Genomic DNA, 16,568 nt, shown 5'->3' with positions numbered 1-16,568 from the left:
ATAGCAGCGGCGCAAGATTTTTTCGAGAGGGTGTCGATACTCAAAAGGTGAGGGCCGGTGAAGCGCTCTCCACCGGCCCTCCGGGCACGTTCATCAATACTTCGGTCAATATTGCCGCGTCAGCGGGCGGCAATGTTCTCGATGAACCGGTCGAACAGGTAATGACTGTCCTCCGGGCCGGGGCTGGCCTCCGGGTGATACTGGACGGAGAACACCGGCTTGTCCTTCAGGCGGATGCCCTCGTTGGTGCCGTCGAACAGGGACACATGGGTCACCTCCACCGTGTCCGGCAGGCTTTCGGGCAGCACGACGAAGCCGTGGTTCTGGCTGGTGATTTCAACCCGGCCGGTGGCCAGATCCTTCACCGGGTGGTTGGCGCCGCGGTGGCCCTTTTCCATCTTGGTGGTCTGGCCGCCCAGGGCCAGGGCCAGCAGCTGATGGCCCAGGCAGATGCCGAACAGGGGCAGGCCGCTGGCCACGATCTGCTGGATCATGGGCACGGCATAGGTGCCGGTGGCCGCCGGGTCGCCGGGGCCGTTGGACAGGAAGACGCCATCGGGCTTGTGCGCCAGGATTTCCTCGGCCGTGGCGGTGGCGGGCACCACCGTCACGCGGCAGCCGGCGTTGGCCAGGCAGCGCAGGATGTTGCGCTTGGCGCCGAAGTCGACGGCCACCACGTGGTGTTTGGGGTCGGTCTGGCGGCCATAGCCGCCGGCGATGGTCCAGGCGCTTTCATCCCAGGTGAAGGTCTGGCCGCAGGTCACGTCCTTGGCCAGATCCATGCCCTCCAGCCCAGGCCAGGCCTTGGCCTGCGCCAGCAGGGCGTCCAGGTCGAATTTGCCGTCGGGGGAATGGGCGATGACACCGTTGGGGGCGCCGCCGTCGCGGATGCGGCGGGTCAGGGCGCGGGTGTCCAGGCCGCCCAGGCCCACCAGGCCGTGGCTTTTCAGCCAGGCGTCCAGGTTGCGCGTGGCGCGCCAGTTCGACGGCTCGGTGATGTCGACGCGCAGGATCAGGCCCCGGGCCGCCGGGGTCACCGTCTCGATGTCCTCGTCGTTGGTGCCGACGTTGCCGATGTGCGGGAAGGTGAAGGTGATGATCTGGCCGGCGTAGGACGGGTCGGTCAGGATTTCCTGGTAGCCGGTCATGGAGGTGTTGAAGCAGACCTCGCCCACCGACTGGCCGGCGGCGCCGATGCCCTTGCCCCAATGGATGCTGCCGTCCGCCAGAACCAGCACGCCGGTGGCGCCCTCAGGCTGCGGGGGGTGGGTGGGGGCGGCTGCGGTCATCGCTTCATTCCATTCGCTGCGGGGCACTCCCCGGACGGCGTTCGCGGCTGCCGGCCTTGAAGGTGCCCTCTCATCTCATCCGGTTCGACCTTGTGGGCGCGCGCTTGAGCACGGGGCGGGAGCCGCCCCCTGGAGCGCGGGCATGCCGCGAGGGCCGCCCCAATGTCGTCGGAAATTCTTCTGTCACATAGAGAACACGGGCGGCCGGGTCAAGCGATGGCCCCCATGCTCGGGGCGCGGGGGCGCCTCTGTCATCTGGGCGCTGGCGCTCAAGGGGTTGGGCGGGTAAGGTTCGTCCTTCCCCATTGATTGGCTACCATCCCGCGTGCGCCCCCAAAACCTGGGGCAGGCGGGTGGCTTGCCGGTTGCCATGAAGCCTCTTGAGGAAGCCGACCCATGCTGCGCGAGCGTTTCACCCAGGCCATGAAGGACGCCATGAAGGCGAAGGACACGCAGACGCTGTCCGCCGTCCGGATGATCATGGCGGAACTGAAGAAGCGAGATATCGATGCGCGCCCCAAGGGCCAGATGGACGGCATCCCCGAGGCCGAGATCGGCAGCATGCTGCAGACCATGGTGAAGCAGCGCCGCGAATCCGTGGCCCTCTACCGCCAGGGCGGCCGTGAGGAGCTGGCCGCCCAGGAAGAGGCGGAGATCGCCGTCATCATGTCCTTCCTGCCCAAGCAGCTGACCGATGATGAGACCAAGGCCGCCATCGCCCAGGCCGTGACCGACACCGGCGCCGCCAGCATCAAGGACATGGGCAAGGTCATGGCCGCGCTGAAGGACAAGTACACCGGCCAGATGGACTTCTCCGCCGTCGGTCCGCTGGTCAAGGCCGCGCTGAACGGCTGAGGTCCACCCTTTCCGGAGCCGGGCAAGCCGCCCGGCCCCATCCTGACAGACCACCCTTTCGGACCCCGCCACCGCCCATGGCCCTGCCGCCCCAATTCCTGGAAGAGCTGCGGAACCGGCTGACCCTGTCGGACGTGGTGATGCGGCGCGTGCGCCTGCAGCGGGCGGGGCGGGAGTTCCGCGCGCCCTGTCCCTTCCATAACGAAAAGACGCCCAGCTTCTACGTCAACGACCAGAAGGGCTTCTTCCACTGCTTCGGCTGCGGCGCGCACGGCGACGTCATCGGCTTCATCATGCGCAACGACAATTTGTCGTTCATGGAGGCGGTGGAGGCGCTGGCGCCCGAGGCCGGCTTGACCGTGCCCAAGGCCAGCCCGCAGGAGCGGGAGCGGTTCGAGCGCGAGAAGTCGCTGTATGACCTGGTGGAGCGCGCCACCCGCTGGTTCGAGGCGCAATTGCGCGCGCCGGTGGGCCGCCATGGCTTGGCCTACCTGCGCGGCCGGGGCCTGGATGACGAGGCCATGGCCCGCTTCCGCCTGGGCTACGCGCCCAGCGACGGCACGGGCCTGCGTGGGGAGCTGGTGACCGCCGGTTACACCGAGGCCGACATGGTGGAGGCCGGGCTGTTCAAGCGGCCGGACGACGGCCGCGCGCCCTTCCCCTTCTTCCGCAACCGGGTGCTGTTCCCCGTCACCGACCGGCGCGGCCGGGTGGTGGCCTTCGGCGGCCGCATCCTGGAGGGGGAGGGGCCGAAGTACATCAATTCGGCCGAGAACCCCCTGTTCCACAAGGGCGACATCCTCTACGGCATGAGCCGCGCGCGCCAGGCGGCGGCGGACGGCAAGCCGGTGATCGTCACCGAAGGCTATATGGACGTCATCGCCAGCGTCATGGCCGGGTTCGAGGGTGCGGTGGCCCCGCTGGGCACGGCGCTGACGGAGACGCAGATCCAAGCCCTGTGGAAGCTGGCGCCCGAGGGGCAGCGCATGCCCATCCTGTGCTTCGACGGTGACAACGCCGGCCGGCGCGCCGCCTTCCGCGCGGTGGAGCGGGTTCTGCCCCTGCTGATGCCCGACCATTCCGTGCGCGTCGCCTTCATGCCGGAGAAGGAGGATCCCGACAGCCTGATCCGCGCCGGCGGTGCTGCCGCCTTCCAGGCGGTGCTGGACCGCGCCCGGCCGCTGACGGACGTGCTGTGGGACATGGAGGCGGCGGACCGCAACCTCACCCAGCCCGATGCCCAGGCCGGCATGCAGGCGGCCTTGGAGGCGCAGCTGGAGCGCATTCCGGACGCCCGGGTGCGCAACGCCTATCACCGCGCCTTCAAGGATCGGCTGTACCAGCTGGGCCGCGCCGCGCGCCCCGCCTTCCAGGGCGGCCAGGGGGGCGGCCAGTGGGGTAGCTTCAACCGGGGCCAGCGGCCGGGCGCCTTGCCCTTTCCGGTGGCGCGGCAGTGGGACAAGCGGTTCCGCGCGGGCGTGGAAACCGGATCGGTGCGCTGGCGCGAACGCCTGCTGCTGGCCGTGGTGCTGAACCACCCCGTGCTGTTCGAGACCCTGGGCGAGACGCTGGCCATGATCAGCTTCGCCACTGAGGGGCTGGAACGGCTGCGCCAGGCGCTGGTCGAACGCCTGTTCCACGATTCGGGACTTGACGCCGAGGGTTTACGACGCCACTTGTCAGCTTGCGGCTTTGCCGAGGAACTGGATGAGACGCTGGGGGCGGACCTGCCCTCTTACGCCCGTCCGGAGGCGACGCCCGAATCCGCCCGTGCGGGCTGGCAGGAGGTTTGGCTCAATTCCCAGGAGCTGGTGTTCCAGACCGAGCTGCGCGAAGCGGAAAGACGCCTGGCCGAGGATCCCAGTGAGGAGACCCTGGCCCGGCTGATGGCCCTTAAACGGGAAGAGTTGATACGCCGGGGCCATGCCCTGGATCCGGAGGGTGAGGGCGTCTGACGCCGCCACCCAGGGTGGCCCCGCACCGGACGGGGACGGACGGTTCGTCCCGGTGATGCGGCCCATGTGGCGCGTTCACGGGCGGCGGCCCGGCCGGAGGAGGTTGGAAGTGATGCTGCGCTGGGGAGCGAGGATTACGCAAAAAGGCGATGCGGGTCCGGCCAGGACAGGCGTTTAGGGATGATGAGGGGTGGCGTGACCGGGGTTTTCATCCGGTGCGGCGCCTTTTTTTCGTCCCGACCCCTGTTTTTGGTGGGAACCGGCGCTTTCTTTGGGTATCGGGTGTCCGCGCGGTATCGGAAGCACCAGTTTGGTCTGGCACCCGGTGTTGACGGGCCCTGCCCCCCGTGTAGACGGATCAGGGCCCCGAGTTGCGTGTCTGTGAGTGAAGGGTATGGGCCGGCGCCCATGAAGGCCGGCCGTCAGGGTTGAACCGGCGTTCAGTTGGTTTGCATTTCAGTTAGTCGGGGACATTGAGCGAATGGCCACGAAAGCAGCGCAGAGTGCGGACGTTTCCGAGGCGCGTGAGGAACAGGTGGACGGCCCGCTGATGGATGGCATGGGCTTGGCCGTCAAGAAGATGATCCAGCGCGGCAAGGAGCGGGGGTTCGTCACCTATGACGAACTGAACGCGGCCCTGCCCCCCGACCAGTCCTCCTCGGAGCAGATCGAGGACACGATGGCCATGCTCAATGAGATGGGCATCAACGTCATCGAATCGGAAGAGCAGGATTCCGAGGCCGGCGGCGAAGGCGGTGGCGACGGCGAGGGCCGCGTCTCCGGCAACCTGGACGATGACGACATCGGCCGCACCGACGACCCGGTGCGCATGTACCTCCGCGAGATGGGCTCGGTGGAGCTGCTGTCGCGCGAGGGCGAAATCGCGATCGCCAAGCGCATCGAGGCCGGCCGCGAGATGATGATTGGCGCGATCTGCGAATCGCCGCTGACCATCCGCGCCATCATCCAGTGGCACGAGGCCCTGAACGAAGGGAAGATGCTGCTGCGCGACATCATCGACCTGGACGCGACCTATGGCGTCGATCCGGAGTCGGGTGAGCTGACCGAGGCCGTGCTGGGCGCCGAAGAGGCCCCGCGCGAGGAAGGTGCGGCCGAGGGTGGCGAGGGCGCCGGCGACGGCGAGGGCGGTGAGCGCCCCGAGGGCGGCGAGGGCGGTGAGCCCGGCGAAGGCGGCGAGGAGGAGGGCGGCATCTCCCTGGCCGCCATGGAGGCCGAGCTGAAGCCCATGGTGCTGGAGACCTTCCAGACCATCGAGGACACCTACGACAAGCTGCACAAGATGCAGGAGCTGCGGCTGGCGGCCATCCAGCGCGGCGAGGATCTGGGCAAGGCCCAGGACAAGAAGTACGACAAGCTGAAGGCTGAGCTGACCGAGCTGGTCAACTCCGTGCGGCTGAACAACACCCGCATCGAGGCCCTGGTCGAGCAGCTGTACGGCATGAACCGCCGCCTCATGGGCTTCGAGGGCAAGCTGCTGCGCCTGGCGACCGACTGCAAGGTCAAGCGCGAGGACTTCCTGCACCACTATTACGGCAGCGAGCTGGACCCCAACTGGCTGGACCGGGTGAAGGGCAACTCCAAGGCCTGGGCCAAGTTCGCCGAGCGGAGCGCCAACGAGATCGTGAAGGTCCGCGAGGGCATCAACGAGATCGCGGAAGGCGTGCGCCTGCCCATCAGCGAATTCCGCCGCATCGTCTCCACGGTGCAGAAGGGCGAGAAGGAAGCCAGCCGCGCCAAGAAGGAAATGGTGGAGGCCAACCTGCGCCTCGTCATCTCCATCGCCAAGAAGTACACCAACCGTGGCCTGCAGTTCCTGGACCTCATCCAGGAAGGCAACATCGGCCTGATGAAGGCCGTTGATAAGTTCGAATACCGCCGCGGCTACAAGTTCTCGACCTACGCCACCTGGTGGATTCGCCAGGCCATCACCCGGTCCATCGCCGACCAGGCCCGCACCATCCGCATTCCCGTGCACATGATCGAGACGATCAACAAGCTGGTGCGCACCTCGCGCCAGATGCTGCACGAGATCGGCCGCGAGCCGACGCCGGAAGAGTTGGCCGAACGGCTGATGATGCCGCTGGAGAAGGTGCGCAAGGTCCTGAAGATCGCCAAGGAGCCGATCAGCCTCGAGACGCCGATCGGCGACGAGGAAGACAGCCACTTGGGCGATTTCATCGAGGACAAGAACGCCGTCCTGCCGCTGGACGCCGCCATCCAGGCGAACCTGCGCGAGACGACCACCCGCGTCCTGGCCTCGCTGACCCCGCGTGAGGAGCGTGTGCTGCGCATGCGCTTCGGCATTGGCATGAACACCGACCACACCCTGGAAGAGGTGGGCCAGCAGTTCAGCGTGACCCGCGAGCGTATCCGCCAGATCGAGGCGAAGGCGCTGCGCAAGCTGAAGCACCCGTCCCGCTCGCGCAAGCTGCGCAGCTTCCTGGACACCTGATCCCGTCAGGGATTGGGCACTGAGTAGCGAGAAGGGCGGTCCCGCTGGGGCCGCCCTTTTTTGCTTGGTGAGGCTACAGGCGGCGAGGGATGTTGGCTGTATCGTAGATCACGGCCTGGATGACGGCCGGTTCGGTAAGTGTGTAGGCAATCCAATATGCGCCAGCGTGTTCCAGGGCAGCCAGGAGATTGCGGGCGGCCGCCAACCGACCCAGCCGCTCATAGTGTGCGATCAGTGCGTCCACCTGTGCTTCGGCTCGAGAACTGAGGCGGACGGTCACGGTCAGGCTTTACGGGGCTGAGCCTGTGATTTGCCCTGCCGCGCTTCCATTCTGGCAATGCTCGCCCTGATCCGGCTGAGTACGGGGGCCAGTGGCACGGTCTCGCCGCGCGCGGTCTCGGCTTCGCTGGCCGCAAGAACCGCCTCGACTTCGGACAGTGTGTGTTTGGTTGGGCTGTTCATACGGTTACAGTGCCATGGCGCCGATGAACTGTCGAGGCGGTCCCAAGGAAGCCTCTCTACTCCAGCAGCATGTCCGCCAGGTTCTTCTTTTTCGCCGCCGCCGGTGCCTTCGCCTTCTTCGGCGCCTTGGCCGGGGCGCGCAGGGCGGCGTCCACGGCCAGGCGGGCCCAGCGCAGCAGTTCGTCGGGGTCGTCCATGGCGCCCTCGGGCGGGGTGTAATAACCCAGGGAGCGGTGCGGCTTGTCGGCCCAGGGGGCGAAGCGGATGCAGCCGGCGGCCTCGAACTGCGGTTGGCTGATGGCGTCGGCCTTCAGGTACAGCGTGTCGTCGCGGGTGATGAGGCCGAAGTTGCGGCCGTGCAGAGTCAGGCCCCGGCCGCCGAACAGGCGCGGTGCTTCAACCGGCCCTCCATATTCGTTTGAAAGGGGGGCCAGCAGATCCAGGATGTAGTCCAGGAAATCGGGGGAGACGGGCATGGTCGCTGCTCCCCCGCGCGGGCTTGGCTATTTCTTACGAAACGCGTCCAGCGCCACGACGGTGCCGCCCTGCTTGGGCGTGTCGTCGTCCTCGCCCTCGGGGGCGGCCTCTTCTTCCTCGGCGGCCTCATCCACCACGTCCTCGCCCTCTTCCTCGTCGGGGGGCTGGAACTGCAGGGCGAAGTTGACCGAGGGGTCGGCGAAGGTGGTGATGGCGGCCATGGGCACCACCAGGCGCTCATGACTGCCGTTGAAGCTCAGCGTCACTTCCACCCGCTCGTCATTCACGTCCAGGCCATAGAACTGGTACTGCAGGACGATGGTGATCTCATCCGGGTACTTGGCGCGCAGGAATTCCGGCATGCGCACGCCCGGATACTGGGTGCGGAAGCTGATGAAGAAATGATGCTCGCCGGGCAGGCCATGCTCCTGCACTTCCTTCAGCGCATCGCGCACGACGCGGCGCAGGGCGGCCTCGACCATACGGTCGTAGCGAAGGAGATCGGTGGACATGGCAGGCAAAACGCTCCGGTAGCGGGGTACAACGTCACCAATAGACCCGCCCGGCGCGCGATTTGCAAGCTTGGGCGCGCGAAAACGCCAGCGGGTGGGCCAAAGGACGGGCCGACCGGCGGGTTGGACATCCGCCAATCGGGGCCGTTCAGTGGGGGGCTTCTGTTGCCGGGTGCCCCCCGAACCCCGTTCTTAGCTTTCCGCTAATACCCCGTTGAGGGTATTAGGCGGCCATGCGAAGAGCAGGCGCCGAATTATCGTTGGCACCTATGAAACGGCCCGATAACGGCGGAACCATGCCGAGCGAAAACCATGCCTTTACCACGCACGTCGATCCTGATTCGCCCCCATGATGGTGGAGGCGCCGGGTACCGCCCCCGGGTCCGCAACGCTTATTCCGCAAGGCGTTTATCGCCATAGTCGGGCAAGCCCGACACTCCTAATATAGGGACGCGGGCACGAAAGTGAAAGTCCTTCGGCGAATGGCAGGCCCGCGACCTTTCCGGGGAACCGGTTGGTCGGCACCGACCGTGGCCTGGGCCCGCCGGTGCGTATCGCTTCTTGAGATATGGGGTTTCGCGGGCCCGGGCGCTACATTATGTAGTGATACCGTTTCCGCGTCGGGCCGCCCGGCGATCGTTTGTTGAGGGCCGCCATGGCGCATCCGGAATACCAGTACCTGTCGCTGCTGCGCCGCCTGATCGACCACGGGGCCGCCCGGGTGGACCGTACGGGCGTGGGCACCAAGGCGCTGTTCGGCGAGCAGATGCGCTTCGACCTGTCGGCCGGATTCCCCCTGCTGACCACCAAGAAGATTTTCCACCGCCAGGCCATCCACGAGATGCTGTGGTTCCTGTCGGGCGACACCAGCATCCGTCCACTGCTGGCCAACAAGGTGCGCATCTGGACGGACTGGCCGCTGGCCAATTACCGCAAGAAATCGGGCGAGGACATCAGCCAGGAGGATTTCGAGGCCCGCGTGCTGGTCGATGACACCTTCGCCGCCCAGTGGGGCGACCTGGGGCCCGTCTATGGCAAGCAGTGGCGGCGCTGGCAGGGGCCGGACGGTAAGGTCATCGACCAGATTCAGGACCTGGTGGACGGCATCCGCACCAATCCCACCAGCCGGCGCCTGCTGTTCACCGGCTGGAACGTGGCCGACCTGCCCGACATGGCGCTGCCGCCCTGCCACATGACCTATCAGTTCTTCGTGGCAGACGGGAAGCTGTCCGGCCTGATCTTCCAGCGCAGCGCCGACACCCTGCTGGGCCTTCCCTGGAACCTGTGCGAGGGCGCGCTGCTGATCCACATGCTGGCCCACCAGTGCGACCTCTCCGTGGGTGACCTGGTGTGGCAGGGCGGGGACGTGCACCTCTACCTCAACCACATCCCCCAGGCGGAAGAGCAACTGACGCGCGAGCCGCGACCCTTCCCCCAGCTGGTGATCAAGCGCAAGCCGGACAGCCTGTTCGACTATCGCTTCGAGGATTTCGAGATCACCGGCTACGACCCGCACCCGCACATCAAGGCCGACGTGGCGGTGTGAGCCAGCGGTGACGCCACCGAGGCTTGGGGCCACCGGAGTGGCCCTCCGCGTTCCGCCGCCCGCTTGCTAGCATGCCCTCCGCTCAGGTGCTGATGCGGGGATGGATCATGCGCGGGATGAGGGGGCTGGCGGCGCTGCTGCTGCTGACGGGGGCGCCGATGGTGGGCCATGCGAGCACGGGCAAGGCGGTGGTGGCCGCCAACCGGGCGCCGCCGGTCGCCGGCGCGGTGGATACGGTGGCGGCCCCGGTGGCGGCACAGGTCGACGCTTTCCTACAGGGCCAGATGCGGGCGCTGGGCATCCCCGGCCTGCAGGTGGCGGTCATCCAGCACGGGCGCCTGGTGCTGTCGCGCAGCTATGGCGTGGCCAACCTGCAGACGCCGGTGCCGGTGACGAATGAGACCATCTTCGCCGTCAATTCCATCACCAAGGCCTTCACCGGCGTGGCCGCGATGCGGCAGGTCCAGGCCGGGCGGCTGGACCTGGACGCGACCGTCGGCCAGTACCTGGATGACCTGCCCGCCGCCTGGCGCCCCATCACCATCCGCCAGCTGCTGACCCACATGTCCGGCCTGCCCGACATCAACCGCGCGCCCGGCGACCGGGATGAGCGGGTGGGGGGTGAGGCCATTTGGGCCTGGGTGCAGGCCCAGCCCATGAAGTTCACGCCCGGCGAGCGCTTCGACTACTGCCAGACCAACTACACCCTGGTGCAGCGGGTGGTGGACACGCTGACCGGCCAGGCGCCGGACACGCCCATCATCGGCTGGGAGATCGAGGCGGCGGGCATGACCCACACCGCCTATGGTGACAGCAGCATGGTGACACCGGGCAAGGCCGCCGGCTACCGCAACAGCTATGCGCCCAATCCTGCTGGGGGGCCGGATGGCGCCCCGGTGGCAACACCCCGCCCGGTCTATGAACTGTTCCGCCCCATGCACCGCGCCTCCTCCGGCCTGGACAGCACGGCGGAGGATATGGCGCGCTGGATGATCGCCGTCAGCCAGGGTCAGTTGCTGGACGCCGACAGCCTGCGCCTGCTGTGGACGCCCGCCGCCTTCAACGATGGCCGCCCGGGCCAGTGGGGCCTGGGCTGGGAAGTTTTGGACCGCGGCGGCCACCGCGCCGTGGGCATGACCGGCGGCGGCCGTTCCGCCTTCTTCCTCTATCCCGAGGACGACGTGGGCGTGGTCATCCTGACCAACCTGTCCGGCGCCTTCCCTGAGGACATGATCGACCAGGTGGCCGCCCTCTATGGCGCCAAGCTGACCGGCCTGGCCGCCCTGCGCGTGGACATCCAGCGCCACGGCTTCGACCAGGTGCCGGCGCTCTACGCCGCGATGAAGGCCCGCGAGCCGGGCGTGACGTTGCAGGAGGCGGAGCTGAACGACTGGGGTTATCGCCTGCTCAGCAACGGCCAGCCCCGGAACGCCCTAGCCATCCTGAAGCTGGCCGCCGACCTCTACCCCGACAGCGGCAACGCCCAGGACAGCCTGGCGGAGGCGCTGGCGGCCACCGGCGACAAGCCCGCCGCCATCCTGGCCTACCAGCGCGCCCTGGAGCTGGACCCGAAGAACCAGAACGCCGAGCGGCGGCTGGTGACGCTGAGGGCGGGTGGGTGAGGGGCGTGGACAGGGCAGGCAGGCGGACTTACCTTTAAGGCGTCCGTTGCCGATACGACCACGCCAAATGAACCGCGCCCACGCCATAGACTTGCTGAGGCAGCACGAACCGGAATTTCGCCGCGCCGGCATCGGCGCGCTGTTCCTGTTCGGCTCCGTCGCGCGGGATGAGGCGACCGAGGCGTCCGACGTCGACGTCTTCTTCGACTTGGACCGGCCCCAGGGCTTCACCCTGTTTAGCTTGGCGACGGTACAGGAGCGCCTGCAGGACATCCTGGGCGCCAAGGTGGACGTCATGACCCGCGACGGCATCCATTCCCGGCGGCGGGGCGGGGACGGATCGAGGCGGACGCCGCGCGGGTGTTTTGAGATAGATCTTTATCGCAGATGATTAAAATTGATTACGTTCAGTTCGTTAATTTCTGCTCGGATAGCCAGGTCAAGATCAACGGTTAAAAGTGTCGAGGTTTTATTATTTTTTAGATAGTCGAGCAAGGACGCATCGGTTAGACCTAATTTTATAAATGATAACTCCCTGCATGCCTTCCGGCTTTCCACGTACTCTTCCTGGCTGAGCTGAATTAAATATGCTAGCTGCTGTCTTATCGCGGATAGTGCTGGTTCTGAGATGTGTCCGATTAAGTTCGACGTCTCGGTCAGTATGTTCGGTGTCACAACCAAGTTTTCATGCTCTTTGATCAAATCAATGAGCATGTTAAATTCATCTTCGGTGAAAACGTCCTTCAGTCTCTTGTGTTTACCAATGTAGCTTGCATGCGTTGAGCCGACGACCAAAAGCAGCAACATATTTGCATCTATGATTATGGATCTGCTCATTTATTGAGCCTCTTCCACCTGCCTATTTTTCATCGATATCACGTCGCCATTGTCGTCAATCGATAATATTTTATATGATCTCTTGGATGAAAGGCCAAGTCCTCTCATGACCTGTCCAGTTGTTCCGGAAGGTAATCGCACGGGCCTCGAAAATCCTATGGTGATTTTCCAAATATTTCTGATGGTGTCGCGCTCAACTTCTTCAAGGCTAATGTCATTGACGTTTTCTTCCCTGAAAATGTCGCTAACATATTCTTTAGCTCGATTTATGGCTTCTTTAATATCCATATTTTCCCCCAGTGGTTGTGGCGGCAAAATATCATGTGCCAATAACATAACCTGTTCTGAAAAGGTTGTCCCTGACCAGCGCAGGGCTACTCCCGCATTTTGGCATTCTCCGGCTTCCCGCGCACCCCCGCCCTTTGATCTTCCGCATTCTCACCATCCCCCGTTTGCCGTAAAACCGCAGGCCTTGAGCGTTCATCAGCCAGGCCCCTTGATCCCATGCCCGATTCCGCGCCCATTCCCTTGGCCCTCATCGCCGCCGTGTCGACCAACAACGTCATCGGCGTGGAGAACCGCCTGCCGTGGCGCTTGAAGGGGGATCTGAAGTATTTCAAGGAGATGACCCTGGGCAAGCCGGTGGTCATGGGCCGGCGGACGTGGGAGAGCATCGGGGCCAAGCCGCTGCCGGGCCGCACCAATGTCGTCGTGACGCACAAGAAGGACTACCGCGCCCACGGCGGCGTGGTCTGCCACAGCCTGGACGCCGCCATCGAGCAGGCGCGCCTGATCGCGGCGGCCGACGGCGCGCCGGAGGTCATGGTCATTGGCGGAGAGCTGCTGTTCGCCACCGCGCTGAAGACCGCGCACCGCCTGTACCTGACCGAGGTGCACGCCAGCCCGGAGGGCGACGCCTTCTTCCCCACCTTCGACCGGGCGGAGTGGCGCGAGGTGTCGCGGCGCGACGTGCCGGCGCTGGAGGTGGAGGTCGATCCTGCCCCGGCGCACAGCTTCGTGGTGCTGGAGCGGGCATGATCCTCACCCCCATCGCCCTGGAGGAGTTGCCGGCCATCCTGGCCGACCTGCGCGGCCGCCTGACCGGTGCCGATCCGCTGGTCGCTGAAGTGTTCGAGCGCATCGCCGGCACCCTGGACCTGGTGCCCCTGGGCGTGGACACGCCCCAGCACCGGGCGGACGGCGTCGCGCTGGCCCATCGTTTTGGTATCGAAACCATCGATGAGCTGCCCATGGCGGCCTACAGCTGGGACGGCCGCGCCATCCGCACCCAGAGCGAGTCCTATGTGCTGATCCATGAGATCGGCCATTGGCTGGTGGCGCCGCCGGAGCGGCGGGGCCTGGTCGATTTCGGCCTGGGCGCCGGGCCGGAGACGGGCCGGGTGAATGAGGCCAACGCCGCCATCTGCGTCGACCAGGAAACCCAGATCGAGGAGGAGGCCCTGTCCTCCCTCATCGGCATCCTGTGGGAGGTGGAACTGGGCCAGCCCGCCATCATGGCCTTCCTGGAGCAGAACTGGCTGGAAGGCTGGGACCGCGCCGCCTGCATCGACAACCTGGCCGACAATCTGGCCAATTTGCATCGGCGTGGATTGATTGATGCGAATTACCGCCCAATTCCGCCAGAACATTTCGAAGTAAAGCGGCGCGTCGCAAGCTTGTAATATTGTGCGTTGCGGCAAAGGCAATAAGACTTTCCGCCGGGCGGCGGCCAACAGGAAGCGTCGCCAGGGTCTATACTGACGGGGGATTGTAAGTGCCCCGCCCATCGGTCACTGTTTTGCTTAACGAACAGACCGAGAGGGTTCCCATGTCGATCGCGCACGCGTCGTCCGCCCCCATTCAGTCCACCGATAACAGCCCATCCGGCGGCCAGGGCCACGATGGTCCCGCCATCCTGTCCCTGATCGGCAACACGCCGCTGGTCCGCGTCACCAAGATCGATACCGGCCCGTGCGAGCTGTACCTGAAGCTGGAAAACCAGAACCCCGGGGGCTCCATCAAGGACCGCATCGGCCTGGCCATGGTCGAGGGGGCGGAGAAGGCCGGCCGCCTGAAGCCTGGCGGCACGGTGGTGGAGGCGACAGCCGGCAACACCGGCCTCGGCCTGGCCCTGGTCTGCGCCGCCAAGGGCTATCGCCTGGTGCTGGTCATTCCCGACAAGATGGCGGCGGAGAAGATCAACCACCTGCGCGCCCTGGGGGCCGACATCCATGTCACGCGCAGCGACGTGGGCAAGGGTCATCCCGACTATTACCAGGACATCGCGGAACGGCTGGCGGCCGAGATCCCCGGTGCGGTCTACATGAACCAGTTCGCCAACCCCGACAACCCGGCGGCGCATGAGCGCTGGACGGGGCCGGAGCTGCTGCGCCAGATGGACGGGCGGCTGGACGCCGTGGTGGTGGGCGTGGGCTCCGGCGGCACGCTGACCGGCCTGGGCCGCTACTTCCGCGCGGCCAGCCCGCGCACCCGCATGGTGCTGGCCGACCCCCAGGGCTCCATCCTGCGCGACCTGGTGAAGACCGGCCGGCATGATGAGCCCGGCAGCTGGGTGGTGGAGGGCATCGGCGAGGATTTCGTGCCGCCCAACTGCGACCTGCAGTATGTGGAGGACGCCTACACCATCCCCGATGCCGAGAGCCTGAACGCGGCGCGCGAGCTGCTGCGCCGGGAGGGTATCCTGGGCGGTTCCTCCAGCGGCACCTTGTTCGCCGCCGCCCTGCGCTATTGCCGGGCGCAGACGACGCCGAAGCGCGTGGTCACGCTGGTCTGCGACACGGGCAACAAGTACCTGTCCAAGATGTTCAACGACGGCTGGATGGCCGACCAGGGCTTCCTGCCCAGCACCCGCACCGGCGATCTGCGCGACCTCATGACCCGGCGGGTGGACAAGGGCCAGGTGGTCACCGTCTCCCCCGACGACACCCTGTTGACGGCGTACAAGCGCATGCGCATCTCCGACGTCTCGCAGCTGCCGGTGATGCAGGGCGGCCGCGTGGTGGGCCTGCTGGACGAGTCCGACCTGCTGCTGCATGTCGAGCCCGACCCGTCACGCTTCCGCGAGGCGGTGCGGGAGGCCATGACGTCACGCCTGGAAACCGTGCCGGTGACGGCGCCCATCAGCGCGCTGGACGCCATCTTCAGCCGCAACATGGTGGCCCTGGTCACGGAGGGTGACGCCTTCCTAGGATTGCTGACCCGCGTCGATTTGCTGAACCATTTGCGCCGGCAGCTGGGCTGACACCCGCCCTCTGTCCCGCGCCCCGTTTTCATCCCCAAGGAATCCCCATGGCCGACCGCAGCCACAACCGTCCCCTGTCCAATCAACGGGCTTTCGCCACCCGCACCGTGCATGCGGGGCAGGAGCCGGACCCCAGCACCGGCGCCATCACCGTGCCCATCTACGCCACCTCCACCTATGTTCAGGAAAGCCCCGGCGTCCATAAGGGCTATGAGTACAGCCGCAGCCAGAACCCCACGCGCATGGCCTATGAGCGCTGCGTGGCCGACCTGGAGGGGGGCGTCCGGGGCTACGCCTTCGCCTCCGGCTTGGCGGCGGAGGCCACCATCCTGGAGCTGCTGGACGCCGGCAGCCACATCATCGCCATGGACGACCTCTACGGCGGCAGCTACCGCCTGCTGGAACGGGTGCGCAAGCGCTCCATGGGCCTCACCTCCCGCTTCGTCGACATGACCGACCCGGCCAAGCTGGAGGCGGCGCTGACCCCCGACACCCGCCTGCTGTGGGTGGAGACGCCGACCAACCCGCTGCTGAAACTGGTGGATCTGGAGGCGGTGGCCGCCTTCGCCCGGCGGCACAACCTCATCTCGGTCTGCGACAACACCTTCGCCACGCCCTATGCCCAGCGGCCGCTGGAGCTGGGCTTCGACGTTGTCGTGCATTCGGCCACCAAGTACCTGAACGGCCATTGCGACATGGTGGGCGGCGTCGCCGTGGTGCGGGAGGAGGGGGAACTGGCCGACCGCCTGGGCTTCCTGCAGAACGCCGTGGGGGCTGTCGCCGGCCCCTTCGACAGCTTCCTGGCCCTGCGCGGCCTGAAGACCCTGTCCCTGCGCATGGAGCGGCACAGCGCCAACGCCGCCGCCATCGCCGAATGGCTGCAGCGTCATCCGGCCGTGGCGGGCGTGCGCTATCCCGGCCTGGCCAGCCATCCTCAGCACGAACTGGCCAAGCGCCAGATGCGCGGCGCCGGCGGCATGGTCTCCGTCAGCCTCAAGGGCGGGCTGGATGCCGCCAAGCGCCTGCTGGAACGGACGGAGCTGTTCTCCCTGGCGGAAAGCCTGGGCGGGGTGGAAAGCCTGATCGAGCATCCGGCCATCATGACCCACGCCTCGATTCCGGCGGAACTGCGGGCCGCGGCCGGCATCGACGACGGCCTGGTGCGCCTGTCGGTGGGCATCGAGGATGTGGACGACCTGATCGCCGACCTGGACGCCGCGCTCAGCGCTACCCTGGTATAGAAGGTTGCGTCGCGCCCGGGAATTAATCGCAGGCTAA

The 16,568-nt window shown here is 66.3% G+C and carries 15 protein-coding genes and 1 other RNA gene; 10 read left to right on the top strand and 6 right to left on the bottom strand.

Annotated features, from left to right (window positions below; translation table 11 throughout):
• Positions 1-119: 119 nt before the first annotated feature.
• Complete coding sequence (carA, locus tag Y958_RS10435) at positions 120-1,289, bottom strand: glutamine-hydrolyzing carbamoyl-phosphate synthase small subunit (protein WP_040849170.1); 1,170 nt, start codon at positions 1,287-1,289, stop codon at positions 120-122.
• Between the two features lie 396 nt (positions 1,290-1,685).
• Between carA and Y958_RS10430 the strand changes: the two genes are divergently transcribed.
• The 3 genes from Y958_RS10430 to rpoD all read left to right on the top strand — a co-directional run bounded on the left by Y958_RS10430 (position 1,686) and on the right by rpoD (position 6,572).
• Entirely contained in the window at positions 1,686-2,144 is a 459-nt protein-coding gene (locus Y958_RS10430) for a GatB/YqeY domain-containing protein (RefSeq protein WP_088871924.1), read from the top strand.
• Between the two features lie 77 nt (positions 2,145-2,221).
• Positions 2,222-4,099: a DNA primase gene (dnaG, locus tag Y958_RS10425; protein WP_088871923.1), complete on the top strand. Its 1,878-nt coding sequence runs from the start codon at positions 2,222-2,224 to the stop codon at positions 4,097-4,099.
• A 481-nt stretch (positions 4,100-4,580) separates the two neighbouring features.
• Complete coding sequence (rpoD, locus tag Y958_RS10420; RefSeq protein ID WP_004271646.1) at positions 4,581-6,572, top strand: RNA polymerase sigma factor RpoD; 1,992 nt, start codon at positions 4,581-4,583, stop codon at positions 6,570-6,572.
• A 518-nt stretch (positions 6,573-7,090) separates the two neighbouring features.
• On the opposite strand, the gene Y958_RS10415 is transcribed toward rpoD, so the two are convergent.
• The 3 genes from Y958_RS10415 to ssrA all read right to left on the bottom strand — a co-directional run bounded on the left by Y958_RS10415 (position 7,091) and on the right by ssrA (position 8,497).
• Positions 7,091-7,510 (bottom strand): TfoX/Sxy family protein, encoded by a 420-nt coding sequence (locus Y958_RS10415; RefSeq protein ID WP_088871922.1) that lies wholly within the window; start codon positions 7,508-7,510, stop codon positions 7,091-7,093.
• A gap of 27 nt (positions 7,511-7,537) precedes the next feature.
• A complete protein-coding gene (locus Y958_RS10410; RefSeq protein WP_088871921.1) occupies positions 7,538-8,023 on the bottom strand; it encodes an SspB family protein in 486 nt (161 codons plus the stop codon).
• Positions 8,024-8,173: 150 nt separating this feature from the next.
• Positions 8,174-8,497: a transfer-messenger RNA gene (gene ssrA / locus Y958_RS10405) on the bottom strand.
• Positions 8,498-8,678: 181 nt separating this feature from the next.
• Between ssrA and thyA the strand changes: the two genes are divergently transcribed.
• The 3 genes from thyA (at position 8,679) to Y958_RS10390 (ending at position 11,582) form a co-directional block, all read left to right on the top strand.
• On the top strand, positions 8,679-9,569 hold the full coding sequence (thyA, locus tag Y958_RS10400; protein ID WP_088871920.1) for a thymidylate synthase: 891 nt from the start codon (positions 8,679-8,681) through the stop codon (positions 9,567-9,569).
• A gap of 107 nt (positions 9,570-9,676) precedes the next feature.
• Positions 9,677-11,191, top strand: a complete 1,515-nt coding sequence (locus Y958_RS10395; RefSeq protein ID WP_244909259.1) for a serine hydrolase domain-containing protein — start codon at positions 9,677-9,679, stop codon at positions 11,189-11,191.
• Positions 11,192-11,258: 67 nt separating this feature from the next.
• The gene (locus tag Y958_RS10390) at positions 11,259-11,582 is read left to right on the top strand and encodes a nucleotidyltransferase family protein (protein ID WP_088871919.1); all 324 of its coding nucleotides are present in this window, start codon (positions 11,259-11,261) and stop codon (positions 11,580-11,582) included.
• On the opposite strand, the gene Y958_RS31340 is transcribed toward Y958_RS10390, so the two are convergent.
• Complete coding sequence (locus Y958_RS31340) at positions 11,570-12,028, bottom strand: PIN domain-containing protein (RefSeq protein WP_145727897.1); 459 nt, start codon at positions 12,026-12,028, stop codon at positions 11,570-11,572. The two genes, Y958_RS10390 and Y958_RS31340, sit on opposite strands and share 13 nt — an antisense overlap.
• On the bottom strand, positions 12,029-12,358 hold the full coding sequence (locus Y958_RS31335; protein WP_145727896.1) for a hypothetical protein: 330 nt from the start codon (positions 12,356-12,358) through the stop codon (positions 12,029-12,031). It lies immediately after the preceding gene.
• 174 nt (positions 12,359-12,532) lie between these two features.
• On the opposite strand from Y958_RS31335, the gene Y958_RS10385 reads away from it, so the two are divergent.
• The 4 genes from Y958_RS10385 (at position 12,533) to Y958_RS10370 (ending at position 16,531) form a co-directional block, all read left to right on the top strand.
• Positions 12,533-13,066 carry a dihydrofolate reductase gene (locus tag Y958_RS10385; protein WP_088871918.1) on the top strand — a complete coding sequence of 178 codons (534 nt, stop codon included), beginning with the start codon at positions 12,533-12,535 and terminating at the stop codon, positions 13,064-13,066.
• Entirely contained in the window at positions 13,063-13,710 is a 648-nt protein-coding gene (locus Y958_RS10380; protein WP_088871917.1) for an elongation factor P hydroxylase, read from the top strand. Before Y958_RS10385 ends, Y958_RS10380 begins: the two co-directional genes overlap by 4 nt.
• Before the next feature lie 146 nt (positions 13,711-13,856).
• A complete protein-coding gene (locus tag Y958_RS10375; RefSeq protein ID WP_244909258.1) occupies positions 13,857-15,290 on the top strand; it encodes a pyridoxal-phosphate dependent enzyme in 1,434 nt (477 codons plus the stop codon).
• 47 nt (positions 15,291-15,337) lie between these two features.
• Positions 15,338-16,531, top strand: a complete 1,194-nt coding sequence (locus Y958_RS10370) for a cystathionine gamma-synthase (protein WP_088871916.1) — start codon at positions 15,338-15,340, stop codon at positions 16,529-16,531.
• Positions 16,532-16,568 lie beyond the last annotated feature (37 nt).

The sequence above is a fragment of the Nitrospirillum viridazoti CBAmc genome, assembly GCF_000730165.1.
In the GTDB taxonomy this organism is placed as follows: domain Bacteria; phylum Pseudomonadota; class Alphaproteobacteria; order Azospirillales; family Azospirillaceae; genus Nitrospirillum; species Nitrospirillum viridazoti.
This window is presented reverse-complemented; position numbering and strand designations above follow the sequence as displayed.